Genomic DNA, 25,010 nt, shown 5'->3' with positions numbered 1-25,010 from the left:
AGATCAATCCTGTTTGAGGCCGACCTTGGCCCCGAGTTTGTAAGCGACCGTTACCAATACGACAAGGGTCAGGACCATGACGACGCCCAGTGCGGACAACACGGTGAACTGCCCGTTCTCGAACTGCTCGAAGATGAGGATGGACAGCACTTCGTTCCCCGGGCTGTAGAGCAGGATCGAACTCGACAACTCACGGAACGACACGACGAGGATGTAGATCCAGCCGGCGATCAGCCCGGGCATCAGCAGCGGCAACAACACCCGGCGGAAGGTCTGCCACCAGCTCGCGCCGTTCACGAGCGCGGACTCCTCGAGCTCATTGGAGATCTGCTGCATCGAGGTCACGGAGTAGCGCATGCCGTAGGGCAGGTACCGCGTGCAGTACGAGATGAGCAGGATGAACAACGTGCCGTAGATCGGTATCGGGCTACGCAGGTAGACGAAGCTGAGCGCAAGGCCCATCACCAGGCCCGGGACGATGAGCGGCATGAATGCCAGGCCGTCCAATATCTTTCGCCCCGGTATCCGCGATCGGACCACGATCCAGGCCGCCACCGCCATGAACGCCATCACGAGCGTCGCCGACGACAGACCGAGAATCAACGAGTTCCTCAGCGCGGTGATCGCGTCGGACGTGTGCGCGAGCTGCCGATAGTTGTCGAACGTGACGTTGGACAGGGTGTCCTTCGACGGCGGGGCATAGAACTTGAGCAGCGAGGTGTAGAGCAACACCAGCAGCGGAGCGACGACCGAGATGAGGAAGTACAGGATGATCAGCACGCCTGCGACCGGGCGCCACCTGCCCAGTTGGATCGGGCGCGGCCGAAACCCCTTGCCGGTCACGGTCTGGAAGTTCTTGCTTGCGCGTCCGGCGAAGTTGGAGATCACCACGCCGATGATCGCGATGACCAGCAGACCGATGGCCAGGGCGCCCGCGGCCGACAGGTCCGGCGGATAGTCCCGTAGCACGAAATAGATCCGGCTGGTGAACACATAGATGCCGTTCTGCAGCCCCAGAAGGGCAGGCACCTCGAAGCTTTCGAGGCTGCGCACGACCATGATGAGAATCGCCGCGACGATCGCGGGCCGCGCGAGCGGCACCGTGACCTTGAAGAAAACCGTCCAGCGGCTTGCGCCCGACATCAGTGCCGACTCCTCCAGGGACGGATCCATGGAACGGAACGACGCCACCATGAGCAGGAACACGATCGGCGAAAGCTGCAGGCCCTCAACCCAGATCATTCCCCAGACGGTGAAGACGTCGATCACCGCCCGGCCGAATACCGGTTCGAGGTAGTGGTTGATCAGCCCGATGTCCGGGCTGCCCAGCAGAATCCAGGCGATCGTGTACAGGATCCCCGGTATGACAAGGGGAATGATCGACGCCGCGAAGAACAGCGCCTTGAACGGCACATCGGTCCGCACGTTCAAATACGCCAATCCGGTGCCGATCACGAGCGATACCACCGCGGCGCCGGCGGCGAACCACAGCGAGTTCCCAACCAGAGCGAAGATCTGATCATTGCCGTACGCGCGTTGAAAGCCCGACACCGTGAACCCGGACGCGTCGAAGAACGTGCCCCAGAACAGGTAGTAGAGCGGCACGATCGCCAGGTAGGCGATGACGGCGGCGACAAGGCCGAGAATCAGTACTTTCGGTGTCGGCAGCCAGCGCCGCCAACGGGCGGGTTCTGGCGGCAACGAGTCGAGCGACGGCGTTCGGGGCGTCGGCCTGGGCGGCGCGGTGGTTGTCATGTGTTCACCTCAGGAAAGATGCGTGCGGATGGGGCCGGGTCACGTTCGGGTCAGCCGACTTTGGCGCTGTGCTCGAGCAATGCGTTGTACCGCTCACTCCATTGCTGCGATTCGTTGACGAGCTTCTCGACGTCGACCGGGATGACCTCGATGCCTTTCAGCGGGTCCGCGAGCCCCTCCGGCTCGATCGATGGTGTCAACGCCATGTCGACGAGAACCTGCTGGCCCTCGGTGAGCAGCCAGTCCACGAACAGCAGGGCAGCCGCCGGGTGCGCGGCCGACTTCATCAGGGCGGCGCCCTGCGGGCGGGCGATCACGGGTTGCACGAAGGGCTCGTAGGCCACCGGCGCGCCCTTGTCCTTGACGCGCTGGACCAGATACGAGTAGTTCGACGCTGCGACGGAAAACTGTCCGGCCGAGAGCAATTCGCCCATCACAGTGTGCCCCTTGACCACCTTGGCACCATTGGCCATATCCGCGAACAGGCGATCGATCTCGCTGTCGCTCTTGCCTTTCTTCTGCCAGTAGCTGTAGAGGGTCAGGTACCAATCGTAATCGGACAGCTCCATGGCCAGTTGGCCGTCCCACTTCGGATCGGCCAGATCTTCCCAGCTCTTGGGCTGCTCACCCGCAGGCACCTTGGCGGTGTTCCAGCTGGGCGTGAACAGGTTGTAGCGAGTAGCGGTCCAGTCGTCGAAGCGGCCCTCTTCACCCACCAGATCGCGCCGCTCGCCCGTGTACGGCGCCGCAAGGCCTTCACCACCGATCGCGCTCATCTCCCGGTCGTTGGTCTCCACCACATCGGCACCGGGGTGGTTGGCACTCGCCTCCTGTAGTAGCCGCTGCAGGACGGTCTCGGACGCGGCGCGGTACAGCTTGACCCGGATGCCGGTCTGTTCGGTGAACGCCTTCGTGACGGCCTCGGCCACGTCGGCTGTCATCGACGTGTAAAGCGACACCTCGCCGCCTTCGGCCTTCGCGTCCTGGATCAGGCGGTCACGCCGTTCCTGGCCTTTCAGACCGTCGTACTGCTGGTACTTCGCCGCGGTCTCCGCGGCACCGACGTTGGTGTTCGACGCTGTCGGGGAGCCGCCGCACGCGACCAGGGCGAAGGTCAGGCCGATGGCAACGGTGAGCCGGCCGAGACGTGGTGACATTGCCTTGCAGTCCTATCTGTTCGATTGCGAGGAACCCGTGACGCGGAGCCCCGGCGATAACGGTGGACTTATTGTAAGACCATTACCGTGTGATTTCTACCATGATCGAAAGCTACTGTGAAGGGGCTAACAGTATTGTATTTACGCCGTCGAAGGTCCGACCGATGGGCACAGCAGGCCATCGCCGGACATACCGGCGGCACGTGGGATCGAGTGATTTCCCGCCATGGCCGAAACGGCGCGATGCAGAACGCGATGCAGAAACCGCGAGAGAGCCGAGATGAACATGAGGGCTCGGCCCGGCGGCCGGTTCACCCGCCGCCGGACCGAACCCCGCGTTTGCCGGGACGGTGATCGGCAGAATCAGGCGGAGGTGTCAGCCAGTTCGCCGACCGCCCGATCGGAGCCGGACGCCGGCTCGAAGTAGTGCACCGTGTCGTAACCGAGGTGCTTGAACACCCGATTCTGGGCGTTGAACAACCGCAGCGGCGTTCCGTCGGCCGCGAAGATCTGGCACACGTGGTTCTGCGGGACATAGAGGGTGTCACCCTGCTTGATGTCGTAGCGCTTGGGTTCCCTGGCGATCCGCGCGTAGTACTTCTCGGCGATCTCGGCCTCGACCTCCCACTGCAGGGCATATCCCCCGCCGGACAGGACGTAGTAGACCTCGTCGGCCATCTTCCAGTACCTGCCGGACCGTCCGCCGGCTTCGATCTCGAGCTCGAACGCGTCGATGCTGAAGATGCGGCCGTCGGTGTGCTGCGGTGACGCGATCACCCTCACGCGTCCGAGCGGCGTCCGCTCCCAGACGGTATCGGCCGGGCCGACGACCTTCTTGCGATCCAGCACCCCGGGGGTCCAGATCTTGGACCAATCCTCTCGCGGGCCGAATGCCTCTTCGTTCTCGACCGGTCCACTGCGGCCCTGCTGGATCAGACCCATGAACATCCACGTGCACTTGGCCTTGACGACGAGCGCGAGCGCCTTTTCGTCGTAGGGGTTGAAGTGTCGGTGCACCGAGTCGGTGTGGACGTACACGAGATCGTCCTTGGCCCAGTCATAGCGCTTGTCGTCGTGAATCTCGTAGCCGCGGCCTTCGAGAATGTAGAACGCGGCCTCGTTCTGGTGACCGTGTCCGTGATTGGACGACTGCGGCGGCAACTCGACGAAATGCACCTGGATCGTCTGGGTCAGGAAATCCTCGTCGCCGGGGCCGATGCGCCACCACGTACGCGACTTCTCACTGTCACCCGAATGCGCAACCTTGGCGTCGTCGACGACGACGGAATCGTCACGGACCCGCTCGACGGCCAGCTGCTGGCGCCGGAACTCGCCGAGACCATAAGTCTCGGAAGTGAGTCCGCGGACGAATACGCGGCCCTTCTTCGCCATACCTTCTCCTTTGGGACTGCTTTTGTACAATGGTTTTACCATTAGCCATGGTAAGGCACGTCACATCACGTGTCCAGGGTCGTCACGTCCTGGCTGTCGCGAACCTGGGCGTCAGCCCCGCGATCACCTCGTCCACCGCACGGACGTTGCACACACGCGGGAAAACCTTCTCCATGAAGAAGGCCCGTTGCTCGGGGAAACCGTGGCAGCACTCGCGAACGACGGTGATCTGAAAATCCATGTCGCGCGCGTCGTACACCGTCGAGGCGATCCCGACATGCACCGAACCGCCGACCAGAAGGATGGTGTCGATGTCGCGGCTGCGCAACGACAACTCCAGAGGTGTTCCATGAAACGCAGACCAACGGTGTTTCGGGACGTCGTAGTCGCCCGGCCGTGGCGCGATCTCGGATAGGACCGCCAATTCCGGAGCCCCCGAACCGTACGGCGGCAACGTCCGGTACGGGTTGTCGGGTCCCCACGGCCGGAAGTGACTGTCGGTGTCGGCGATCGTCCGCGCGAAGTCCGCACCGTCACCGCGGTGGTCGGCCCGCGCATAGAAGATCGGAACACCGACACGGCGGCACGCGTCGATCAGTCTGGCCGTCGGGGCGATCGAGCCTGCCGCCTCGATGGGCTCCCGGTACGCCTCCAACATGTCGAACACGACGAGGCCGGTACTACGGAAATCGTAGTGGATCATCGGAATTCGAGCTCCCGAGGGGAAGCTGCGCCAGGCGCGATGAGGGCGACGGCGGCAAGCAGGTCGTCGGCGGTCAGCGTGTTCGGATCGCGGACGACCTCACGGCGCAGCGTCAGCGCAGACAGCACGAGCTTGCGCACCCGTCGACCGTCGAGGCCCGTGCACCCATCGGCGAGCCGGGCGTGCAGTCCGTCGTCACCGGTCAACGGTGCGATTCCCGGCCACAGCACGGCCAACTCGAGCAGGCTGTGGCGGACGATCGCGGCGATCGTGGCGGTTTCGGGCAGCGAAAGTTCCAGCACCAGGTCGGCCCGCGACAGGAATGCCTCGTCGACCGCGTCGGTGAAGTTGGTCGTCGCCAGGAACAACACCCGCGGTTGATCGGCTGCCACCGTGTCGATACCGGCCAGCAGAGCGTCGGTGGCCCGGTGCACGTCAACGGGGTTGGAACCGAACGAGGCGGCGGACCTGCGCACAGCGAAGCTCTCCACCTCGTCGACGAGCACGATGGTGTGCGGGCGACGCGCGGCGAGTTCCGGGATGGTGCCGGTCATGAGCGCCGTGATGTTGCGCTGGCTCTCCCCCAGCAGCTCGGAAGGAAATGCGTGCGGGTCGATTTCGACGTAGGTGGTCGCACCCCGCCCGGCCACCGCGCGCGCTGCCGTCTGCGCGAGCCCGCGCGCCAACGTGGTCTTGCCGGTGCCGGGTGGGCCCGCGAGGATGATCAGTCCATGCGGCAGCCCGGCGAGGGTGCCCAGCGCCGGGCCGTGCAACAAGGTCAGCAGAGCATGGTTGAGCAACCGTTCCTTGACACCGTCGGCCGTGATGATGTGGTCCCACGGACCGTCGTGATGGTCCGCGGGCAGCGCGTGGACGGACAGCACTCCGGGCGGCAGCGCAATGGGCGTCACGGCCATGTCGGCCTGCGGACCTCTGGCCAGTCGACCGTCGCGGGATCACCGGCCTGCGCATCACGGATGTGCTCCGGCGGCTCCTCGAACAGCACCATGGGATCCATGAGGACCCGCATGGTGTCGAGCAGGCTGTCGAACATGTGGATGCGGACGACCTTGGCGGTCTTTTCCGGGTCGTCGTTGAAATGCTGGTGCCACAAGAAGTGGTCGACGACGATGAGGTCCCCTTTCTTCCATGGGTGGTTCGTGCCGCCCTCTGGCTCGGTTCCGAGGTAGCTGTGGCCGGACCCTTCGAGGACGTACAGCCACGCCTCACCCGCGTGCCGGTGCATCGATTGCCCACGGCCGGGGCCGATTTCGAACATGGCCATCGAGATTCCGGACGCCTGGTAGCCGATGGCCCGATCCAGCAGGAACGTGGTGCGCGTGCCGCGCGGCGTCGGCAGTAGTTCGAGTTCGTCCCAGTTCGTGTGCAGCCGGCCGGACCGTCGAGCGTTCTGATCGGCGGCCAGCCGGCGCACACGGCGCGCATACGGATCGTCGCCGGTGATGGCGGCGGAGAATTCGGGCCGGCCCGGCAACTCGCTCACCGGTGTGTGCCCGGCGTCTTCGATCATCGACATCCCCATGGTCTCCAGCAATGGTTCGCTGGAGAACGTCAGATACCGTGCCGTGCTGTCGCCGCCGTTACCCGAACGGTGCCAGGACCAGGCCGGGATGTGGATGGAATCGCCAGGGCCCCAGTCGATTCGTTCGCCATCGATCTCAGTCCAGCCCTGCCCGGCCACGACGAGCACCATCGCGTCCCACGAATGCCGGTGGATGGTGGACACCACCCCTGGGTCGATCTCGTGGGCCAGTGCGTCCATCGAGCGCGTCGGCCTGTCGCCGTCGGCTCCGACGTACACGCCGACCCGGGTACCGCGTGCGGTTTCGGTCATCGTCACGTCCTCGAGCGGGACGACGGTCTTCTGGTAGCCACGCCACTCTTCGATGAAATCCGCACGCCGTTTCTTCTGCACGTGGTAGTGCGTGACCTTGGTAATCGTACGCGAGGCCATGCTGTCCTTTCCAGGTTGCGGTCGAGTCGAATACGGTTTGTTCAGGCCTGCCCGCCGGCATCTGTCACGGCCTTGTAGGCGTCACTCCATTTGCGTGGGTTGTCGAGCAGCTCCTGTTCGGGGACGACAACCGTCGAAACACCGGCCAGCGGGTCGTCGGCCGTCGGTATCGCGCCGATCCGGTTGGCGCCGGCGATCGCCTGCTGACCGTCGGTGAGCAGAAAGTCGAGGAACAGCATCGCGGCGGCAGGGTGCTTGGCCGACTTCAACAGCCCGGCACCGTTGGGCCGCAGGACAACTGGTTCGATCGGCTCTCCGTTCGTCTTCCACGCGACGGCCGCGCCCTTCGCGGCCGCGTTGTCGACCGTGTGCGAGTAGACCGACGCCGCGACATCGAACTGACCTGCCGCCAACAGCTCACCCATCACGGTGTGACCTTTCGCGATCTTCGAGTTCGCCGCCAACTGATGGAAGAAGTTCGTGATGTCGGCGTCGGACATGCCTTGTGACTGGTAGTACTGGTACATCGCGGCGAACCAGTCGTAATCGCCGATCTCCAGGCCGACGCGGCCCTTCCATTGCGGCCCGGCGAGATCCGTCAACGACTTCGGCTCGGTGCCCGCCGCGACCTCGTTGGTGTTCCAGCCGATCACGAAGGCGTTGAATCGGTCGGCGGTCCAATCGTCCTTACGCCCCTCCGGCCGGACCTTCTCGCGCAGCTCGCCCCGATAGGGGTAGAGCAGTTGTTGCTCGGCCATCGCGTTGAGTTCGCCCGCGTTCGTCTCGACGATGTCGGCGCCCTGGTATTGCGCGCTCGACTCCTGCAGCACGCGCTGGAGGACAGTCTCGGAGTTGGCGCGATAGGTCTCGACGTGCAGCCCGTACTTGTCCTCGAAAGCCTTGACCACATCGTCCATGTCGGTGTTCGAGGTGTACAGCGAGAGCTCGCCGTCCTTCTTCGCAAGGTCGAGCAGGGTCTGGTTGCGCTCATCGCCGGACAGGCCGTTGATCTGGTCGTAGACCTGCTGTGCCGCTGTCGCTTCCGGCGCCTGCGAGGCGCCGTTGCTCGCAGTGGGGCTTCCGCCGCAAGCCGCGACCGCCAACGTCACGGCCGCCAGCAGGCAGCCGGCCAGTTGCTTCTTCACGGGCTCTCTCCTTGGGGGCTGGGATGGAGTCAATGGACTGACACTCAGACCATTAGTGTGATTTCTATCATGCCGGCATGTGGATGTGAAGCCCCTCACTACTCAAATGACGAAGGCCTCCGACGTCTCGGACGCGAAAAGATCGCTGGGGGCATAGCGCTTTCGGGACAGCCCCTGATCGTGGTGATAGCGCAGGAACACATCGAGGGTCTTCTCGTTGTCAGCCAGGCCATAGGACCAGTAGTCGGGCCCGAGAAGCCCGCGTGCGTCTTCGAGATGCTGGATCAGCCACGGCTCCATGAACCGCAGGGCCGACGAATCGTAGATGCGGGTGTATGCATCGTCGCGCGCGGCCAGGAAAGCCTTGTACAGCGACTGCGCCACCCAGCGATCGCGTTCGTAGACATCGCGCCGAATCACCACGACGTGCATGATCGGGAAGATCCCCGTGGCCGCGAAGTACTGTTTCTCGGTCGCCACCACGTCGGCGAACAGCCGTTTCACCCGTGGATCACGGTCGCGGAACGGACTGGGTACCCGCGGCGTGTGCAACGCGTCGATCTCACCGACCGCCAGCATCTGCGCGAGCGTGGCGCCTGCCGGTATGGGCCGGATGTCGAGACCCGTGTCCACCCTGCCCTTCTCGACGCGTCCCGGTGTCTCCTGGCCACCGGTGTAGTAGGTCACCGAATCAATTGGGACACCGTGGTGTTCGGCCAGTATTCCCCTGATCCACACCCCCGCGGTCAATTGGAACTCCGGAGCCCCGACCCGCTTGCCACGCAGATCCGATGGGGCCGAGATGCCCGCGTCCGCGTTGACATAGATTCCGCCGTGCCGGAACATGCGGGAGGTGAACACCGGCAGCGCCACGAACGGTCGGGGTTCCCGGTCGAGAGTCGCGACGTAGGTCGACAACGACATCTCCGCGACGTCGAACTCCTGGTGTCGCAGCATCCGGAAGAACGTCTCCTCCACCGGTAGCCGCAGATATGTCAGCTCGATGCCGTCAGCGCGCACGCTGCCGTCCTCAAGCGCTCTCGTACGGTCGTAGTCGCCGCAGGCGAAGGTCAGCGGTAGGCAGGCCATCAGTCACCTTTCCCGGCGGCCAGACGCCGGTCGAGTCGTGGGTACACCCGGCGAGCGTTGTTCTCGACCACCGCCTGGCGGTCGTCGCCGGGCAGGTCGAGGTTGTCGATGTAGGCGAGCGTGTCGTCCCATGCCACACCGGTATGCGGGTCGACGCCTCGCACCGCGCCGAGCATCTCCGACGCGAACAGGATGTTGTCGACCGGAATCACTTTGTGCAGCAGGTCGATTCCCGGCTGGTGGTAGACGCACGTATCGAAGAACACGTTGCGCAGCAGCTCGCCAGGGTCGGGCCGGCCCAGCCGCATCGCCAGGCCCCGATAGCGGCCCCAGTGGTAGGGCACCGCACCACCGCCATGCGGTATGACGAATCTGAGCGTCGGGAACCGGTCGAACAGATCGTTCTGCACGAACTGCATGAACACACTGGTGTCGGCGTTGAGGTAATGGGCACCGAGAGTGTGGAAGTTCGGGTTGCACGATGTCGAGACATGGAGCATCGCGGGTACTTCCAGCTCCACCATCGCTTCGTAGAGCGGATACCAATACTCGTCGGTCATCGGCGGTGTCGTCCAATACCCGGCGGCCGCATCGGGATTCACATTGCAGCCGACGAAGCCCAGCTCTTCGACGCAGCGGCGAAGTTCGTCGACCACCGGTGCGAGGTCACCGCCCGGGGTCTGCGGCAGCTGCGCCACCCCCGCGAACGACGCGGGGAAGAGTTCGGTGACGCGGTGCACCAGATCGTTCGAGGCACTGGCCCACGCATTTGCGGTCGGCTGGTCGTCGATATGGTGCTCCATCCCGGATGCCTTCGGCGAGAACAGCATCAGATCGCCGCCTCGCTCGCGCAGCACGCGCAGCTGGTTGTTCTCGACACTCTCCCGGATGTCGTCGTCGTGGATGTGAGCCCGCGCCGGAGCGGGCAGGCCGGGGTCGGCCAGCGCCGCCAACTGCGCGTCACGGAACATCTGCTGCTGCGGCGGGGCGGTCGTGTAGTGGCCGTGGATGTCGATGATCACGCACCGGCTCCGTAGTCGACGTAACGCAACCCGAGCCGTTCCAGATCGCCGCGCATGCCGTCGTTCATGTCGAGGAAAAGCTCGCCACGCTGATAACGCTCGCGTGAGCGGGCCTCCTTCTCCTCCCTCACCCGTGCCGCCGCCAACACCGCGGCCGCCTGCCCGCGGGGCACGATCACGACGCCGTCGCCGTCACCCACCACGACATCGCCCGGTTCCACGGTGGCACCGGCACACGTCACGCCGACGTTCACCGACCCCAGCCTTTTCTTGACGGTCCCTTGAGCCGATACGCACTTGGACCACACCGGGAACTTCATCGCCGCGAGCTCGGCGACGTCGCGGCATCCCGCGTCGATCACCAAACCGCGCACGCCGCGCGCCGCCAGACTGGTGGCCAGCAACTCACCGAAATAGCCGTACTCCGAAGGAGATTCGGGGGCCACGACGAGCACGTCCCCATCGCCGCACTGCTCGACGGCGACGTGCAGCATCCAGTTGTCGTCGGGCGGAACGCTCACCGTCACCGCCGTTCCGCATACGCGCGCCCCGACGTAGATCGGCGTCATATATGCCGCGACGAGGCCGGTGCGACCCTGCGCCTCGTGGATCGTGGCCACGCCGTACTCCCCTAGGCCGTCCCGGACCTCGGGGTCCGCCTTGGGCGGGTTGCGGATAACGGTCGACACGCTCAGGACTCCTTTCCGAGCCACGGCATCAGGGAGATGTGGATGACGTCGCGCTCGTCGGTGTCGCCTGCCAACGCACGGATCGCGTAGTCCACCTGGTCCAGGCCGAAGCGGTGAGTCGACAACCGCTCGAGCGGAAACCGGCCGGATGCGAGCTGCTGCAACGCCAACTCACAAGCCCGGTAGCTGTGGCCGCGGGCGCTCTTGACGGTGATGGCCTTCTCGGTGAGCAACTTGATCGGGAAGTCGGGGAACGCCGCGAGTTCGCCCTGGATCAGCAGGGTGCCCTCACGACGCTTGAGCACGTCGATGCCGAGGAGAACCGGGCCGACGCCCGCACGCGACGTGCAGTCGAGCACGAAATCGACACCTCGGCCGCCGGTCAAGTCCATCACCTGGTCGCGGGCATCGCCCTGCTCGATGTCGATCACATCGTCGGCCCCGAGATCGCGGGCCAACTCAAGGCGGGCCTTGTCCCGGCCGGTGCCGCTGATGAGAATCCTCGACGCACCGGCTTGTTTGCACGCCACCACCTGGGAAAGCCCCTGCTGGCCGGGACCCTGGATGAGCACCGTGTCGGCGTATCCGACACCCGCGGCAAGCAATGCCCACTCGATGCCGTTCGACAACGGCGTCACGAGCCCGGCGAGTTCCGCGTTGACGCCCCGAGGAACCTTGTGCAGCACCGCATTCCACGGCAGGTACATGTATTCGGAGAAGCCGCCCCACAGCGTGCCCGGGTTCTCGGCGGACGTGTAGCCGTAACGGCGCGCGTCCCCGTTGGTGCGCCAGTCCGTTGCTTCGCAGTGCCGGTATTCGCCGATCCGGCACCATTCGCAGTTGTAGCAACCCACGTAGTGCTCGACGAACACGCGGTCGCCTTCCGCGACACCGTGCAACTGCTTGAATCTGTCACCCGCGACGGCGATGGTCCCCACGTTCTCGTGACCCATGATCACCGGGGCGTCGAACGGCGGTTTTGCGTACATCTTCACGTCGGTGCCACAGATACCCGCCACCTCGACCTTCAGCAGGGCGGCATCGTCGGACAACTCCGGCATGGCCAGTTCGCGTAATTCGGTGGTACCCGGTGCGGTTCGCATGGCGGCCAAAACCTGCTCGACCATCTATCACCTCTTGACTTTATGGCATTATGGTCATGCCAATGTACCACCGCAGTGTTCGAGATCACCAGAGATGGAAGCGATATGTCTGAGCCGGTATTGACCACGCTGACCCGCACACAGGGCGCCAACGAAGCACTGAAGGACGGCACGGTCTCACCCGACGGTTTTTCATTGCTGTTCACCGAGATTCCGGTGCTGGTCAACGGGTTTCGACGAATGGTTCGCACGCTCGAATTCGATGTCAGCGAGATGGCGCTGACGACCTACCTGACGGCCCGCGAACACGGTGTCGCCTTCACCGCGCTGCCGATATTCTTGGTGCGCGGTTTTCACCATGGTGCGATCCGGTACAACAAGCGTTCGTCGATCCGCGAGCCGAAGGATCTCGAGGGTCGACGCGTTGGCGTGAACCGCGGCTATACCGTGACCACCGGGGTGTGGGCGCGCGGCATCCTGGCCTCGCAATACGGCGTCGATCTCGATCGGATCACCTGGGTGCTGTCCGGCGACGAGCACGTCGAGTCCTACGTACCGCCATCCAACGTCGAGCCGGCACCGCCGGGAAGCCATCTGCGTGACATGCTCATCCGCGGTGAGCTCGATGCAGTGATCGGGGTCGACGTGGACCACCCGGACGTCGCGTCCCTCATTGCCGACCCCGATGAGGCCGCGGCCGAGGCGTTGCGCGATAACGGCTTCTATCCGATCAATCATCTGGTCGTGGTGAAAAACGAAGTACTGCAGCGGTATCCGGCAGTGGCGTCGGCGTTGGTCGGTGCGTTCACCGAGGCCAAACAGCGATACGTGACGCGCCTGCGGAAGGGCGAGATCACCTCCGACACCGACCGGATGTACGCCCGGGTGCTCGAGACCACCGGCACCGACCCCCTCCCCTACGGACTCGAGGCCAACCGGGCGGCGCTGGACCAACTCGTCGATTTCGCGCTGGCGCAGCGGATCCTCACCAAGCCGGTCGACATCGACGAGGTGTTCACAAGTTAGGCGCCCGCCCGGGCCACGACGAGGTCGCGCAACGCGATCGCGTTGTCGGCCGCCGACTCGGCAGAGATCGTCGAGCCCTGGGTGAGCGCCTTTCGCACCGCCATGTAGTCACCTGAGGCATTGACGGCATCGACGGCCAGCAGCTCGGCTCCTCGGTAGTACAGCACCGCGAAGGACTCGTCCTCGATGGCGCCCCGCACCACGTACCGGTCGTGACCGGCTGACAGGCCGGCGATCTGGAGCTTGAGGTTGTACTGATCGCTCCAGAACCACGGCACCGCCGCGTTGGGTTCGCGTCTTCCGGAGAGTGTCGCGGCGGCCGTCTTGGCCTGGCTGATCGCGTTCTGCACCGACTCGAGGCGCACCCGGCCGCTGCCGGTGACGGGATTGGGTTGCACGGTGCAGTCCCCGGCGGCCACCACGGTGGGGTTGCTCGTGCGGGCGTAGCGGTCGACCACGATGCCGCCTTCGCAGTGCAGCTCCAGCTGCCGCGCCAGTTTGGTGCGTGGGACGACGCCGATGCCCACGATCACACAGTCCGCGGGAATCCAGGTGCCGTCGCTCAATTCGACCGCTTGCACGCGTCCGTTCTTGCCTGCGAGCCATCGCACCTGAGCACCGAGACGGACGTCCACGCCGCGTCGCACGTGGGCGCCGCGGTAGAACTCGGAGACGACGGGCGCCACCGCGCGTCCGATGAGCCGGTCCGCCGCTTCCACGACGGTCACCGACTTCCCCTGCGCGCGGGCGACCGCGGCGGCCTCGAGTCCGATGAATCCGCCGCCGATCACCACTACGGATTTGGCCTCCGACTGCAGTTGTCGCAGCTGCGTCGCGTCGGCCGCCGTGCGCAGGTATGTCACGCCCTCGAGGTCGGCGCCGGGAATCTCGAGGCGGCGCGGGCGCGCGCCGACAGTGAGGGCCAACCGGTCGAAGCTCATGATTCGCCCCGTGGCCGTACGCGCCCGTCCTGACGGCCCGCCCGAATCGAGCTCCACGCTCTCGATCCGTTCGGCCGTGACGAGCGAGATGTCACAACTGTCGAGAAACTCCGAGGTGCGCAACCGCAGTTGCGCGAAGTCAGTCCCGCCCTGCAGGTAAGCCTTCGACAACGGCGGCCGCTGGTAGGGGGCGTGCGGCTCCTCACCCACCAGGGTGATCGGACCCGTCTCGCCCGACTCACGCAACGACACCGCGAGCTGAAGCCCGGCTTGACTGGCCCCGACCACGAGAGTGCCTGCGTGCACGGTCACTGCCCCTCCGGGACGCGCACCGTCAGACCGTCGAGGTCCTCGGTCAGCTGAATCTGGCACGACAACCGGCTGCCGACACGGCGGTCGGCGACACCGAGGTCGAGCAGGTCGTCTTCCATGTCGCCAGCGGTTCCGACGGCCGTGACGAACTCATCGTCGACGTAGACGTGGCACGTGGCGCAGCTGCAGTTGCCTCCGCATTCGCCGATGATCCCGGGAATCCCGTTGCGCACGGCCGCCGCCATGACGGACTCCCCCGCGTGCGCATCCACGATGCGCGACGCACCGTCGAGGGTTATGAAGACGACCTTCGGCATGCGTACTCCTGACACTCACTATGGTATTACCATTCTACCTTAATTGAGCTCAGGCGTTTCCTCAAGCGCTACCGTGGACGTCCTATGGTGTTACCATCAGGCCACACTCTACTGATGCGAACCGAGGGAACCGAGGCGAAGATGCGCATCGCGATCGCAGCCGACCACAATGCCGTCGCGATGAAGTCGCGACTGACCACCTGGCTGACTCAACGCGGCCACCACGTCGACGATCGCGGGGTGCACGACGCCGCCGAGACGGCCGACTACCCACCGCTGTGCGCGGACATCGGAGCGGCGGTGGTCGATGGTTCGCACGACTTCGGCGTCGTCCTTGGCGGCAGCGGCTGCGGCGAGCAGATCGCGGCCAACAAGGTTCGCGGCGTACGGGCCGTGTTGTGCCACTGCGTGTTCACCGCCGAGATCGCACGGGCGCACAACGCCGCCAATGTGTTGGTGATGGGCGCCAAAGTCGTGGCACCCGACCTCGCCGAGCGCATACTCGACGTCTGGCTCACCACCGACTTCAAGGGTGGCCGCCACCAGGTGAGGCTCGACCAGATCAGCGCCCTCGAGGCGGGCGAACTGCACCGGGTGAGGTCGGGCCGGGCATGACGAACCGCCGGGATTCGCGCGTGTTGTTGCTGCTGCGGCACGGCGAGAGCACCGCAAATGCCGACGACGTGTTCGGCGGCTGGCTCGATTTCCCGCTGACGAATCGCGGCCGTGACCAAGCCGCCGCGGCGGGACGGTTGATACGGGAGGCCGGATTACGCCCGACGGCGGTGCACACGTCCGTGCTCATGCGCGCGATCGACACCGCGACGATCGCACTGGACGAGCTGGAGCCGACCGCCACACCGATACGTCGAACCTGGCGCCTCAACGAGCGCCATTACGGTGTGCTGCAGGGCCGGCGGCGCAGCAGCGTCCGCAGGGAGTTCGGCACCGAGCTGTTCAACGACTGGCGCCGCTCGTACCACCTCACTCCGCCCGCGATTGCGCCGGGCGATCCCGCTCATCCGCGCCACGATGCCCGGTATGCCGCGCTGCCGCCGAACGAACTTCCGGCCGCGGAGTCGCTGGCGGCCGTGCGCAGAAGGCTCGTGCCGTACTGGCAGGACGCGATCGCGGCAGATCTGATGGCCGGCCACGTCACTCTTGTTGTCGCTCACGGCAACTCGCTGCGCGCGTTGTGCACGCATCTGGATGGCCTCACCCCGGACCGGGTGCGGTCGCTACATATTCCCACCGGCGTGCCGCTGCGTTACGACCTGGACCACGACCTGATCCCGCTCGTGCCCGGAGGCGTCTACCTCGACCCGGCGCGAGCGACGGCCGGCATCGCCGAAGTCATCGCCCAGGGCACCCGCTGACGCCGCGACCCGGTCAGTCCAGAAAGCCGTGCAGCAGCGCGGCCGATCCGGCGACATGGGCAAGCATGGCCGCCGCCGCGCCGTCGGAGTCGCCGGCCAGGATCGCGATGACGATCGCCTCGTGCTGTTCGTCGGAATGCGCGATATTTCGCGGCAGCAATGGGATCTGGTCGAGCAGCGCATTGAGCCGCATCCGGTTCTCGGCCACAAGCGGCACCAGCGACGGTGACCCGGCGGCCTCCGCGATGGCCAGGTGCAGGCGCGAATCGAGCCGTCGGTAATCAGCGGGATCGGCACCCCGCACATCGGCCAGCCGCGACCACAGGCCATCGCGCTCGGCGGCGCTGAGCGTGCGCCCGGCCGCCATCCGGGCCGCGCCCACCTCGAGGATCTCGCGTAGCCGTAACGCGTCGTCGATCTCCTCGCGCGTGGGCCTCGGGGTATCGGCGGTGTGCCGCGGTAACTCGTCGGCCAGGAAGGTCCCGCCGTAGCGACCCCGCCGCGACACCAGGTACCCCGCGTCGGCGAGCGACTTGATCGCCTCACGGACGGTGTCGCGGCTGACCCCGAGCCGCGCGGCAAGTTCCCGTTCGGGAGGCAGCGATTCACCGGGGGCCAGCACGCCGAGCCGGATGGTCTCCAGCAAGCGGCCCACGGTGTCCTCGAATGCGTTACCGAGCCGCACCGGACGCAGCAGCGCATCAGCTGCTTCGGCTGATGCGGGCTGCGGATCCGGTTCGGCGGTCATCGTGATCTAAAGGGGTATCACAGTCGCGTCGCTGTCGACGCCGTCACAGGGGTGTGACATAGGCAGAACTGATGCCGCCGTCGACCAGGAATGTCGAACCCGTGATGAACGACGCGTCGTCACTGGCCAGGAAGGCGACCGCCGCGGCCAGTTCCTCGGGCTCGGCGAACCGGCCGAGCGGGATGTGCACGAGCCGGCGCGCTGCGCGTTCCGGATCCTTGGCGAAGAGCTCCTGGAGCAGCGGGGTGTTGACCGGCCCGGGGCACAGCGCGTTGACCCGGATGCCCTGGCGGGCGTACTGCACGCCGAGTTCACGTGACATCGCGAGCACACCGCCCTTGGACGCGGTGTAGGAGATCTGCGAGGTCGCCGAACCCATGACCGCCACGAAGGACGCGGTGTTGATGATCGAGCCCTTGCCCGCGGGCACCATGTGCCGCAACGCCGCCCGGCAGGACAGGTACACCGACTTGAGGTTGATGTCCTGGACCCGCTCCCAGGCCGGCAGTTCGGTGTTCTCGATCAGGTCGTCTTCTGGCGGCGAGATGCCCGCGTTGTTGAACGCGATGTCGACGCTGCCGAAAGTCGATGCGGCCGTGTCGAAGAGGTTGTCAACGGCGGCCTGATCGGACACGTCGACGGGAACGAAAAGCCCGTCGAGTTCGTCGGCGGCAGCCTTGCCGGTCGTCGGATCGATGTCGCCGACCACGATCGTGGCGCCTTCTGCGTGCAACCGGCGGCCGGTGGCCAGGCCGATGCCGCTGGCGCCACCGGTGATCACGGCGACCTTGCCTGCAAGACGTTGGGTCAAGTCCATTTGGGCAGCTCCTCTACTGCGGATCTTCTACTGCGATGAAGACGTTCTTGGTCTCGGTGAACGACAGCGGGGCGTCGGGTCCCAACTCGCGTCCCAGCCCGGACTGTTTGAAGCCGCCGAACGGGGTGTTGTAGCGCACCGAGGAATGTGAGTTGACGCTCAGGTTGCCCGATTCCACGGCGCGTGACACCCGCAGCGCACGCGACAGGTTGTCGGTCCATATCGATCCGGACAGCCCGTAAGGAGTGTCGTTGGCAAGCGCGATCGCGTCGGCCTCGTCCTCGAAGGGCAGGACGGTCACCACCGGGCCGAAGATCTCGTCGGTGACGGTGCGGTCCGTGCGGTGAGGCGTCAGAACCGTTGGCGGGAACCAGAACCCGGGCCCGTCCGGCGCCGAGCCGCGGAACGCGACGGGCGCATCGTCAGGGACGTAGGACGACACCGACTCCCAGTGCGGACGGGACACGAGTGGCCCCATCTCGGTGTCGCGCACGGCCGGGTCACCGACCACGACACCCTTGACGGCCGGCTCCAGCAGCTCCATGAAACGGTCATATACATTGCGCTGCACCAGGATCCGGCTGCGCGAGCAGCAGTCCTGCCCCGCGTTGTCGAACACTCCGTATGGCGCGGTCGCCGCCGCCTTCTCCAGATCGCAGTCGTCGAACACGATGTTGGCACTCTTGCCACCCAGTTCGAGGGTGACCCGTTTGATCTGCTTCGCGGCGCCGGCCATCACCCGCATGCCGACCTCGGTCGACCCGGTGAACACGACCTTGCGGATATCGGGATGGCTGACGAACCGCTCACCCACGACCGAGCCCTTGCCGGGCAGCACCTGGAACAGGTCGGCGGGCAGCCCTGACTCGACCGCGATCTCACCCAACCGGATCGTCGTCAGCGGCGTCCATTCGGCCGGCTTGAGCACGACGGCGTTGCCCGCCGCGAGCGCCGGAGCGAAGCCCCAGGCCGCGATCGTCATGGGAAAATTCCACGGGGTGATGACGCCGACCACGCCAAGTGGTTCGTTGAACGTGACGTCGAGCCCGCCCGCGACCGGAATCTGTTTGCCGGACAACCGCTCCGGAGCCGCGCTGTAGAAGTTCAGCACATCGCGGACATGGCCCGCCTCCCATTCGGCCTGCCCGATCGGATGCCCGGAGTTGGCGACTTCCAGCGCGGCGAGTTCATCGACGTGCGAGTCAACGGCGGCGGCGAAAGCACGCAGGGCCGCGGCACGCTCGGCCGGAGCCTGTGCGGCCCACCTCCGTTGCGCCGCCCTGGCCCGCGCGACCGCGTCGTCGACCGCGGTCTCGTCGAGCAAATCGACGCTGGCCAGCACCTCCTCGGTCGCCGGGTTGATCACCTGGCTCGCTGTCATGACACCCTTTCTGTCGCATACGCTTTGGCCGCCTCCACGATCGCGGTGAACAGCCGGAGGTCATCGAGGCGTTCCTCGGGGTGCCACTGCACGCCGAGCACGAACCCGTCGCCGGGCAACTCGACGGCCTCGATGACGCCGTCGGCGTCTCTGGCACTGACCACCAGCCCATCGCCCAGCCGGTCGATGGCCTGGTGGTGGTAGCACTGGGCGTCGGACGATTCGCCGATCAGCTCCGCCAGTTTGGTTCCCGCCACGGTCCGTACCGCCGATGTCCCGAAGATGGCGTCGCCCTTCTGGTGGTGGGTATGGCCGATGACGTCGGGCAGATGCTGATGCAACGTGCCGCCCAATGCGGTGTTGAGAACCTGCGCGCCGCGGCAGACGCCCAGCACCGGAATCCCGCGCCGGAGTGCGCCGCTCAGTAGCGCGAACTCCCACTCGTCGCGGTCGTGTGCGGGCTCGTTGGTGCTGGGATGCGGAGCCTGTCCGTAGCGGGCCGGATCGACGTCGGGGCCGCCGGTGATCACGAGGCCGTCCACGCGGTCGACCACCCGGTCCGCGACCTCGTCGTCGACCGGCTGCGGCGGCAGCAGCAGCGCGATGCCGCCGGCGAGGTTGACGCCGTTGAAGTAGATCTGCGGCAGGAAGCTGGCGCGAACATCCCAGACTCCGGTCTGCGCCTGCTGCAGATACGTCGTCATGCCGATGACCGGGCGAGTCCGTCCTGCCGACGAACTCGCTTCAGAGCCGTTCAAAACCACGCACCCTTTCCCAATCTGTGACGGCGGCGTTGAACGCCGTCAGTTCCACCCGCGCATTGTTGAGGTAGTGCTCGACGACGTCGTCGCCGAACGCCGCACGTGCCACCTCGGATTTCTCGAACAGTTCGGCCGCCTCCGCGAGCGTCGTCGGAAGCCGCTGCGCGCCACTGGTATACGCGTTCCCAGGCAGCGGCTCGGGCAACTCGAGCTCACGTTCGATGCCGTAGAGCCCGCCGGCGATCAGCGCCGAAACCGCAAGGTACTGGTTGACGTCACCGCCGGGCGCCCGGCATTCGACCCGCATGCCGTGACCGTGCCCCACCACCCGCATCGCGCAGGTGCGGTTGTCCATGCCCCACGCCACCGCCGTCGGTGCGAAGCTACCCTCCGCGAACCGCTTGTAGGAGTTGATGTTCGGGGCATAGAAGAGCGTCAGCTCACGCAGGGTCGCCAGTTGGCCCGCGATGAAACTGCGGAACATCGGCGACATGCCGAGCGGTTCGGACTTGTCGGCGAACACCGCCGAACCGTCTTCACCGCGCAATGAGATGTGAATGTGGCAGCTGTTGCCCTCGCGCTCATCGAATTTCGCCATGAACGTCAGGCTCTTGCCGTGCTGGTCGGCGATCTCCTTGGCGCCGTTGCGGTAGATCGTGTGATTGTCGCAAGTCACGCGCGCGTGGTCGTAGCGGAACGCGATCTCCTGCTGGCCGCGGTTGCACTCCCCTTTCACGCCTTCGCAGTACATGCCTGCGCCTTCCATGCCGAGTCGGATGTCGCGCAGCAACGGCTCCATCCGGGTGGACGCCAGCATGGCGTAGTCGACGTTGTAATCGGTGGCAGGCGTCAGGTCGCGGTAACCGTTGGCCCACGCCTCACGAAAGGTGTTGTCGAACACCATGAACTCGAGTTCGGTCCCCACGAAGGGCACCAGGCCGCGTTCGGCGAGCCGGTCGACCTGACGATTGAGGATGCTGCGCGGTGCGACGGTCACGGGATTGCCGTCGAGCCACGACAGATCGGCCATCACCAGGGCGGTGCCAGGAAGCCACGGGATCACCCGCAACGTGGCGAAGTCCGGCGTCATCACCATGTCCCCGTAGCCGGTCTCCCAGCTCGACACCGCGTAGCCGTCGACGGTGTTCATGTCGACGTCGACAGCCAGGAGGTAGTTGCAGCATTCGGCGCCGTGGGCCGCGACCTCCTCGACGAACAGCCGCGCGGACACCCGCTTGCCCGTCAGCCGACCCTGCATGTCGCAGAATGCGACGATCACCGTGTCGATCTCGCCTGCTGCCACCATTTGCTCCAGGTCGGCTTGCGCCAGCATGCCGGGGTTCGGGCTCATTGCGCACCTTCCTGTTCGTCTACAACTGGTAGGCCAACACGACGGAAAGCCGACCTTTGTGTCCCTGCGTATCAACGAGGACTCGACGATCGTCCCTCGAATCCGCAGGAATGTCACGCACAAAAGGTCTGACTACCAACCAATAGCACTCTATTGTGCGCACATCCGCCCAATCGGGCCGGTCCCGTAGCGTGCCGGCGCGCCGCCCGGGAAAGGTTGGGTTTAAAGGCCAGATTAAACAGGTAAATACCGCAGGTGGAGAGCTCAAAGGAGACAACTGACCCGATTCAGGCACCACCACGGGTGGGACATCCGACCCCGACCCTTGTAGGGTCGAACTGATGTGTGGAGCCACCGGCGAGGTGCGTCTCGATGGCCGGACACCTGATGTTTCCGCGGTGTCGGCCATGGCTGAGGCGATGGCGCCCAGAGGTCCCGATGCGGCCGGCGTGTGGTCGCAAGGTCGGGTTGCCCTGGGCCACCGACGTCTGAAGATCATTGACCTGACCGAAGCTGGCGCGCAGCCGATGGTTGACCCTGAACTGGGCCTGACCATCTGCTGGAACGGCTGCATCTACAACTACCAAGAGCTGCGCGCCGAGCTGTCCGGTTACGGGTACCGCTTCTTCTCGCACAGCGACACCGAGGTGCTGCTCAAGGCGTATCACCACTGGGGTGATCGCTTTGTCGACCAGCTCAAGGGCATGTTCGCGTTCGCGATCGCCGAGCGCGACAGCGGGCGGGTGCTGCTGGGCCGCGACCGGCTCGGGATCAAACCGCTCTATCTCAGCGAGGACGGCGACCGAATCCGGTTCGCCTCATCCCTTCCGGCTCTGCTGGCCGGAGGCGGGGTCGACACACGCATCGACCCCGTGGCGCTGCACCACTACCTCACGTTCCATTCGGTGGTTCCGCCACCGTTGACGATCCTGCGCGGCGTCAAGAAGGTGCCGCCGGCCTCGATCGTGGCGATCGAGCCGGACGGCACGCGGCGTACCACCGTCTACTGGTCGCCGGATTTCACCCGCTACGAGGACCGCTCGGACTGGTCCGAACGCGATTGGGAGGACGCGGTGCTCGCGTCGCTCCGGCTCGCCGTCGAGCGCCGCCTCGTCGCCGACGTCCCGGTCGGCTGCCTGCTTTCGGGCGGAGTCGATTCGAGCCTGATCGTGGGTCTGCTCGCCGAGGCCGGCCAGCACGGGCTGGCCACGTTCTCGATCGGGTTCGAATCGGTTGGCGGCGTTGCCGGCGACGAGTTCAAGTACTCCGACATCATCGCCAAGCACTTCGACACCGACCATCATCAGATCCGCATCGGCACCGACCGCATGCTGCCCGCCCTGGACGGCGCGATCGCCGCGATGAGCGAACCGATGGTAAGCCACGACTGCGTGGCGTTCTATCTGCTGAGCCAGGAAGTGGCCAAACACGTCAAGGTCGTGCAGTCCGGGCAGGGCGCCGACGAGGTGTTCGCCGGCTATCACTGGTACCCACCCATGGCCGACCCGGCCGCGGCGTCGCTGGACGGTTCGGTGGCCAGTTACCGCAGCGCGTTCTTCGACCGGGACAGCGCAGGCGTCGGTGCGCTCATCAGTGACGCCTATTGGGCTGACGGCGATCCGAGCGGTGCGTTCGTCACCGAGCACTTCGCCGCGCCAGGCGCCCAGACCGGGGTGGACCGGGCACTGCGCCTGGACACCACGGTCATGCTCGTCGACGATCCGGTCAAGCGCGTCGACAACATGACCATGGCGTGGGGCCTTGAGGGTCGCGTCCCGTTCCTCGATCACGAACTCGTCGAACTGGCCGCCACCTGCCCACCCGGGCTGAAGACCGCACACGGAGGCAAGGGCGTGCTGAAACAGGCTGCGCGCCGGGTGATTCCGGCCGCGGTGATCGACCGCCCCAAGGGCTACTTCCCGGTGCCCGCGCTGACCCATCTCGAGGGCCCGTATCTCGATCTGGTCCGCGACGCACTGTACGCACCGGAAGCCAAGGAGCGCGGTCTGTTCCGCCCCGAGGCCGTCGACCGGCTGTTGGCCGATCCGAACGGCAGGCTGACGCCGCTTCGCGGCAACGAGCTGTGGCAGATCGCGTTGCTGGAACTGTGGCTGCAGCGCCACGGGGTGACAGGAGCCGCGGCATGACGACCACCGACCCCGATGCCGCCCGGCCGCAGGCAGCTGAATCGGGCGAGGACCACACCGAAGCGATCACGCTCGGCCTGCACGATGCCTCACCACAGCATCTGGTCGACGCGATGGCCGACGACGTCGAACTCGAATTGGGCTGGGGCCGGCTGATTTTCGGCCAGACCTTCGCCGATCCCGAGAAGCTCGCCGAGGTGCTGCAGCAGGAGGGCCCCGGGCGGCGCGACATCTGCATCTACGCGCGTGAATCGCACGTGCTGATCGCACGCTCCCCCGCCGAACTGTTCATCGACCCGAGCCACACCTACCGGTTGCGGTTCACCGACGGCTTCGGTCCGGCGGAACCGATCGGCTTCACGGTGCGGACCCTGCAGACGCCGAAGGACGCCGACGCGATGAACCGCGTCTACGTGCGATGCGGCATGGTGCCCGCACCCGTCGACGTCATCTGGCACAACCACACCCTGACCCCGGCGGTGGTCTATCTGGTCGCGGTGCGCGACGACGACGGCAGCGTGGTCGGGACCGTGACCGGTGTGGACCACAAGCGGCTGTTCGCCGATCCCGAGGACGGGTCGAGCCTGTGGAGCCTCGCGGTTGACCCGGCTGCCGGGCTGCCCGGCGTCGGCGATGCGCTGACCCGGACCCTGGCCGGCATCTTCCGCGACCGCGGCCGGGCGTACATGGATCTGTCGGTCGCCCATGACAACACCGCGGCGATCGCACTCTACGAAAAGCTCGGTTTCCAACGGGTTCCCGTGCTGGCCGTGAAACGCAAGAACGCCATCAACGAGCCGCTGTTCACCCACGCCCCGGAAACCGTCGACGATCTCAACCCGTATGCGCGGATCATCGCCGATGAAGCGATGCGCCGCGGCATCTGGGTCGAGGTGCTCGACGCGGGTGCCGGTGAGATGCGGCTGGCGCACGGCGGCCGCAGCGTCATCACCCGGGAGTCGTTGTCCGAGTTCACGTCCGCGGTGGCGATGGCCCGGTGCGACGACAAGCGCCAGACGCGGCGCATCGTGTCCGACGCCGGCATCACGGTCCCGAAGGGTCGCCTGGCTACGTTCAACGACGAGGACCACGCCTTTTTGACAGAGGTCGGCGATGTCGTGGTCAAGCCGACGCGCGGCGAGCAGGGCAAGGGCATCACCGTGGGCGTCGATGGCTCGGATGAACTCGACGCCGCGTTGCACCGGGCCCGCGAGCAGTATCCCGAGGTGCTGATCGAACAACGGGCCACGGGTGACGACCTGCGTCTTGTGGTGATCGACGGCAAAGTGGTCGCCGCGGCGATCCGCAAACCCGCCGAGGTGATCGGTACCGGAAAACACACGGTGCGCGAACTGATCGAGGCCCAGAGCAGGCGCCGGGAGGCCGCGACGGGCGGCGAATCCCGCATCCCGATGGACGACATCACGGTTTCGACCGTCAAGGAGGCGGGCTGGTCCTTCGACGACATCCTGCCGGAGGGCAAGCACCTGCGCGTGCGGCGGACCGCCAATCTTCATCAAGGCGGCACGATTCACGATGTGACCGCCGAGGTGAATCCCGAACTGTGCCGGGTGGCGGTGAAGGCGGCCGAGGCGATCGGAATTCCGGTCACCGGAATCGATCTGCTGGTCCCCGACGTCACGGGCCGGCAGTACGTGTTCATCGAGGCCAACGAGCGCCCCGGGTTGGCGAATCACGAACCTCAGCCGACGGCAGCCGCGTTCGTCGATTTCCTGTTCCCGCAGCAGCCGGGGTTGCCGCAAGCCTGGACGCCTTCCGAGGCGGCTGACTGAGCGCCTGCGC

General features: G+C 65.9%; 23 protein-coding genes. 5 read left to right on the top strand and 18 right to left on the bottom strand.

Annotated features, from left to right (window positions below):
* Positions 1-3 precede the first annotated feature (3 nt).
* The 11 genes from ACRCUN_RS13050 to ACRCUN_RS13000 all read right to left on the bottom strand — a co-directional run bounded on the left by ACRCUN_RS13050 (position 4) and on the right by ACRCUN_RS13000 (position 12,054).
* Positions 4-1,755: an ABC transporter permease gene (locus ACRCUN_RS13050; protein WP_462142069.1), complete on the bottom strand. Its 1,752-nt coding sequence runs from the start codon at positions 1,753-1,755 to the stop codon at positions 4-6.
* A gap of 50 nt (positions 1,756-1,805) precedes the next feature.
* The gene (locus tag ACRCUN_RS13045; RefSeq protein WP_462142068.1) at positions 1,806-2,912 is read right to left on the bottom strand and encodes an ABC transporter substrate-binding protein; all 1,107 of its coding nucleotides are present in this window, start codon (positions 2,910-2,912) and stop codon (positions 1,806-1,808) included.
* Between the two features lie 363 nt (positions 2,913-3,275).
* Complete coding sequence (locus tag ACRCUN_RS13040; protein ID WP_462142067.1) at positions 3,276-4,304, bottom strand: cupin domain-containing protein; 1,029 nt, start codon at positions 4,302-4,304, stop codon at positions 3,276-3,278.
* Positions 4,305-4,386: 82 nt separating this feature from the next.
* Entirely contained in the window at positions 4,387-5,007 is a 621-nt protein-coding gene (locus tag ACRCUN_RS13035) for a cysteine hydrolase family protein (protein WP_462142066.1), read from the bottom strand.
* Positions 5,004-5,924, bottom strand: coding sequence for an AAA family ATPase (locus tag ACRCUN_RS13030; RefSeq protein ID WP_462142065.1), 921 nt, complete (start codon positions 5,922-5,924; stop codon positions 5,004-5,006). The genes ACRCUN_RS13035 and ACRCUN_RS13030 overlap by 4 nt, the downstream gene beginning before the upstream one ends.
* Positions 5,915-6,982: a cupin domain-containing protein gene (locus ACRCUN_RS13025; protein ID WP_462142064.1), complete on the bottom strand. Its 1,068-nt coding sequence runs from the start codon at positions 6,980-6,982 to the stop codon at positions 5,915-5,917. Before ACRCUN_RS13025 ends, ACRCUN_RS13030 begins: the two co-directional genes overlap by 10 nt.
* 41 nt (positions 6,983-7,023) lie before the next feature.
* Positions 7,024-8,127, bottom strand: coding sequence for an ABC transporter substrate-binding protein (locus ACRCUN_RS13020; RefSeq protein WP_462142063.1), 1,104 nt, complete (start codon positions 8,125-8,127; stop codon positions 7,024-7,026).
* Positions 8,128-8,229: 102 nt separating this feature from the next.
* Entirely contained in the window at positions 8,230-9,216 is a 987-nt protein-coding gene (locus tag ACRCUN_RS13015) for a substrate-binding domain-containing protein (protein WP_462142062.1), read from the bottom strand.
* Positions 9,216-10,238: an amidohydrolase family protein gene (locus ACRCUN_RS13010; protein WP_462142061.1), complete on the bottom strand. Its 1,023-nt coding sequence runs from the start codon at positions 10,236-10,238 to the stop codon at positions 9,216-9,218. Before ACRCUN_RS13010 ends, ACRCUN_RS13015 begins: the two co-directional genes overlap by 1 nt.
* The gene (locus ACRCUN_RS13005) at positions 10,235-10,927 is read right to left on the bottom strand and encodes a 4-carboxy-4-hydroxy-2-oxoadipate aldolase/oxaloacetate decarboxylase (protein ID WP_462142060.1); all 693 of its coding nucleotides are present in this window, start codon (positions 10,925-10,927) and stop codon (positions 10,235-10,237) included. Before ACRCUN_RS13005 ends, ACRCUN_RS13010 begins: the two co-directional genes overlap by 4 nt.
* A 2-nt stretch (positions 10,928-10,929) precedes the next feature.
* On the bottom strand, positions 10,930-12,054 hold the full coding sequence (locus ACRCUN_RS13000; RefSeq protein WP_462142059.1) for a zinc-dependent alcohol dehydrogenase: 1,125 nt from the start codon (positions 12,052-12,054) through the stop codon (positions 10,930-10,932).
* 81 nt (positions 12,055-12,135) lie between these two features.
* Between ACRCUN_RS13000 and ACRCUN_RS12995 the strand changes: the two genes are divergently transcribed.
* Entirely contained in the window at positions 12,136-13,056 is a 921-nt protein-coding gene (locus tag ACRCUN_RS12995) for an ABC transporter substrate-binding protein (protein ID WP_462142058.1), read from the top strand.
* Here ACRCUN_RS12995 and ACRCUN_RS12990 read toward each other — a convergent pair.
* Both ACRCUN_RS12990 and ACRCUN_RS12985 read right to left on the bottom strand, forming a co-directional pair.
* Complete coding sequence (locus ACRCUN_RS12990; RefSeq protein WP_462142353.1) at positions 13,053-14,303, bottom strand: NAD(P)/FAD-dependent oxidoreductase; 1,251 nt, start codon at positions 14,301-14,303, stop codon at positions 13,053-13,055. The genes ACRCUN_RS12995 and ACRCUN_RS12990 overlap by 4 nt on opposite strands.
* 2 nt (positions 14,304-14,305) lie before the next feature.
* Entirely contained in the window at positions 14,306-14,626 is a 321-nt protein-coding gene (locus ACRCUN_RS12985; protein WP_462142057.1) for a 2Fe-2S iron-sulfur cluster-binding protein, read from the bottom strand.
* A gap of 114 nt (positions 14,627-14,740) precedes the next feature.
* On the opposite strand from ACRCUN_RS12985, the gene ACRCUN_RS12980 reads away from it, so the two are divergent.
* Together ACRCUN_RS12980 and ACRCUN_RS12975 are read left to right on the top strand one after the other, a co-directional pair.
* The gene (locus tag ACRCUN_RS12980; RefSeq protein ID WP_462142056.1) at positions 14,741-15,241 is read left to right on the top strand and encodes an RpiB/LacA/LacB family sugar-phosphate isomerase; all 501 of its coding nucleotides are present in this window, start codon (positions 14,741-14,743) and stop codon (positions 15,239-15,241) included.
* Positions 15,238-16,002, top strand: a complete 765-nt coding sequence (locus ACRCUN_RS12975) for a 2,3-bisphosphoglycerate-dependent phosphoglycerate mutase (protein WP_462142055.1) — start codon at positions 15,238-15,240, stop codon at positions 16,000-16,002. Before ACRCUN_RS12980 ends, ACRCUN_RS12975 begins: the two co-directional genes overlap by 4 nt.
* Before the next feature lie 13 nt (positions 16,003-16,015).
* On the opposite strand, the gene ACRCUN_RS12970 is transcribed toward ACRCUN_RS12975, so the two are convergent.
* Genes ACRCUN_RS12970 through ACRCUN_RS12950 form a run of 5 tightly spaced genes read right to left on the bottom strand, consistent with a single transcriptional unit; the run spans position 16,016 to position 21,060 of the window.
* A complete protein-coding gene (locus ACRCUN_RS12970; protein WP_462142054.1) occupies positions 16,016-16,750 on the bottom strand; it encodes a FadR/GntR family transcriptional regulator in 735 nt (244 codons plus the stop codon).
* 43 nt (positions 16,751-16,793) lie between these two features.
* Positions 16,794-17,567 (bottom strand): 3-oxoacyl-ACP reductase, encoded by a 774-nt coding sequence (locus ACRCUN_RS12965; protein WP_067852407.1) that lies wholly within the window; start codon positions 17,565-17,567, stop codon positions 16,794-16,796.
* 13 nt (positions 17,568-17,580) lie between these two features.
* Entirely contained in the window at positions 17,581-18,948 is a 1,368-nt protein-coding gene (locus tag ACRCUN_RS12960) for an aldehyde dehydrogenase family protein (protein WP_462142053.1), read from the bottom strand.
* Complete coding sequence (locus ACRCUN_RS12955) at positions 18,945-19,652, bottom strand: gamma-glutamyl-gamma-aminobutyrate hydrolase family protein (RefSeq protein WP_462142052.1); 708 nt, start codon at positions 19,650-19,652, stop codon at positions 18,945-18,947. The genes ACRCUN_RS12960 and ACRCUN_RS12955 overlap by 4 nt, the downstream gene beginning before the upstream one ends.
* Before the next feature lie 40 nt (positions 19,653-19,692).
* Positions 19,693-21,060, bottom strand: coding sequence for a glutamine synthetase family protein (locus ACRCUN_RS12950; protein WP_462142051.1), 1,368 nt, complete (start codon positions 21,058-21,060; stop codon positions 19,693-19,695).
* Positions 21,061-21,401: 341 nt separating this feature from the next.
* Between ACRCUN_RS12950 and ACRCUN_RS12945 the strand changes: the two genes are divergently transcribed.
* Together ACRCUN_RS12945 and ngg are read left to right on the top strand one after the other, a co-directional pair.
* Positions 21,402-23,207: an N-acetylglutaminylglutamine amidotransferase gene (locus ACRCUN_RS12945; protein WP_462142050.1), complete on the top strand. Its 1,806-nt coding sequence runs from the start codon at positions 21,402-21,404 to the stop codon at positions 23,205-23,207.
* The gene (gene ngg, locus ACRCUN_RS12940; protein ID WP_462142049.1) at positions 23,204-25,000 is read left to right on the top strand and encodes an N-acetylglutaminylglutamine synthetase; all 1,797 of its coding nucleotides are present in this window, start codon (positions 23,204-23,206) and stop codon (positions 24,998-25,000) included. Before ACRCUN_RS12945 ends, ngg begins: the two co-directional genes overlap by 4 nt.
* Positions 25,001-25,010 lie beyond the last annotated feature (10 nt).

The sequence above is a fragment of the Mycobacterium venezuelense genome (genome assembly GCF_054919535.1).
The sequence above is the reverse complement of the archived record's forward strand: the minus strand, read 5'-3'. Positions and strand labels throughout refer to the sequence as shown.

Coding starts and splice junctions, on each gene's coding strand:
- ACRCUN_RS12995 (WP_462142058.1), top strand. CDS start 12,136: ATGTCTGAGCCGGTATTGACCACGCTGACCCGCACACAGGGCGCCAAC.
- ACRCUN_RS13015 (WP_462142062.1), bottom strand. CDS start 9,216: ATGGCCTGCCTACCGCTGACCTTCGCCTGCGGCGACTACGACCGTACG.
- ACRCUN_RS12970 (WP_462142054.1), bottom strand. CDS start 16,750: ATGACCGCCGAACCGGATCCGCAGCCCGCATCAGCCGAAGCAGCTGAT.
- ACRCUN_RS13030 (WP_462142065.1), bottom strand. CDS start 5,924: ATGGCCGTGACGCCCATTGCGCTGCCGCCCGGAGTGCTGTCCGTCCAC.
- ACRCUN_RS13040 (WP_462142067.1), bottom strand. CDS start 4,304: ATGGCGAAGAAGGGCCGCGTATTCGTCCGCGGACTCACTTCCGAGACT.
- ACRCUN_RS12960 (WP_462142053.1), bottom strand. CDS start 18,948: ATGACAGCGAGCCAGGTGATCAACCCGGCGACCGAGGAGGTGCTGGCC.
- ACRCUN_RS13050 (WP_462142069.1), bottom strand. CDS start 1,755: ATGACAACCACCGCGCCGCCCAGGCCGACGCCCCGAACGCCGTCGCTC.
- ACRCUN_RS12950 (WP_462142051.1), bottom strand. CDS start 21,060: ATGAGCCCGAACCCCGGCATGCTGGCGCAAGCCGACCTGGAGCAAATG.
- ACRCUN_RS12985 (WP_462142057.1), bottom strand. CDS start 14,626: ATGCCGAAGGTCGTCTTCATAACCCTCGACGGTGCGTCGCGCATCGTG.
- ACRCUN_RS12975 (WP_462142055.1), top strand. CDS start 15,238: ATGACGAACCGCCGGGATTCGCGCGTGTTGTTGCTGCTGCGGCACGGC.
- ACRCUN_RS12945 (WP_462142050.1), top strand. CDS start 21,402: ATGTGTGGAGCCACCGGCGAGGTGCGTCTCGATGGCCGGACACCTGAT.
- ACRCUN_RS13025 (WP_462142064.1), bottom strand. CDS start 6,982: ATGGCCTCGCGTACGATTACCAAGGTCACGCACTACCACGTGCAGAAG.
- ACRCUN_RS13045 (WP_462142068.1), bottom strand. CDS start 2,912: ATGTCACCACGTCTCGGCCGGCTCACCGTTGCCATCGGCCTGACCTTC.
- ACRCUN_RS12980 (WP_462142056.1), top strand. CDS start 14,741: ATGCGAACCGAGGGAACCGAGGCGAAGATGCGCATCGCGATCGCAGCC.
- ACRCUN_RS12965 (WP_067852407.1), bottom strand. CDS start 17,567: ATGGACTTGACCCAACGTCTTGCAGGCAAGGTCGCCGTGATCACCGGT.
- ACRCUN_RS12955 (WP_462142052.1), bottom strand. CDS start 19,652: ATGACGACGTATCTGCAGCAGGCGCAGACCGGAGTCTGGGATGTTCGC.
- ngg (WP_462142049.1), top strand. CDS start 23,204: ATGACGACCACCGACCCCGATGCCGCCCGGCCGCAGGCAGCTGAATCG.
- ACRCUN_RS13035 (WP_462142066.1), bottom strand. CDS start 5,007: ATGATCCACTACGATTTCCGTAGTACCGGCCTCGTCGTGTTCGACATG.
- ACRCUN_RS13000 (WP_462142059.1), bottom strand. CDS start 12,054: ATGGTCGAGCAGGTTTTGGCCGCCATGCGAACCGCACCGGGTACCACC.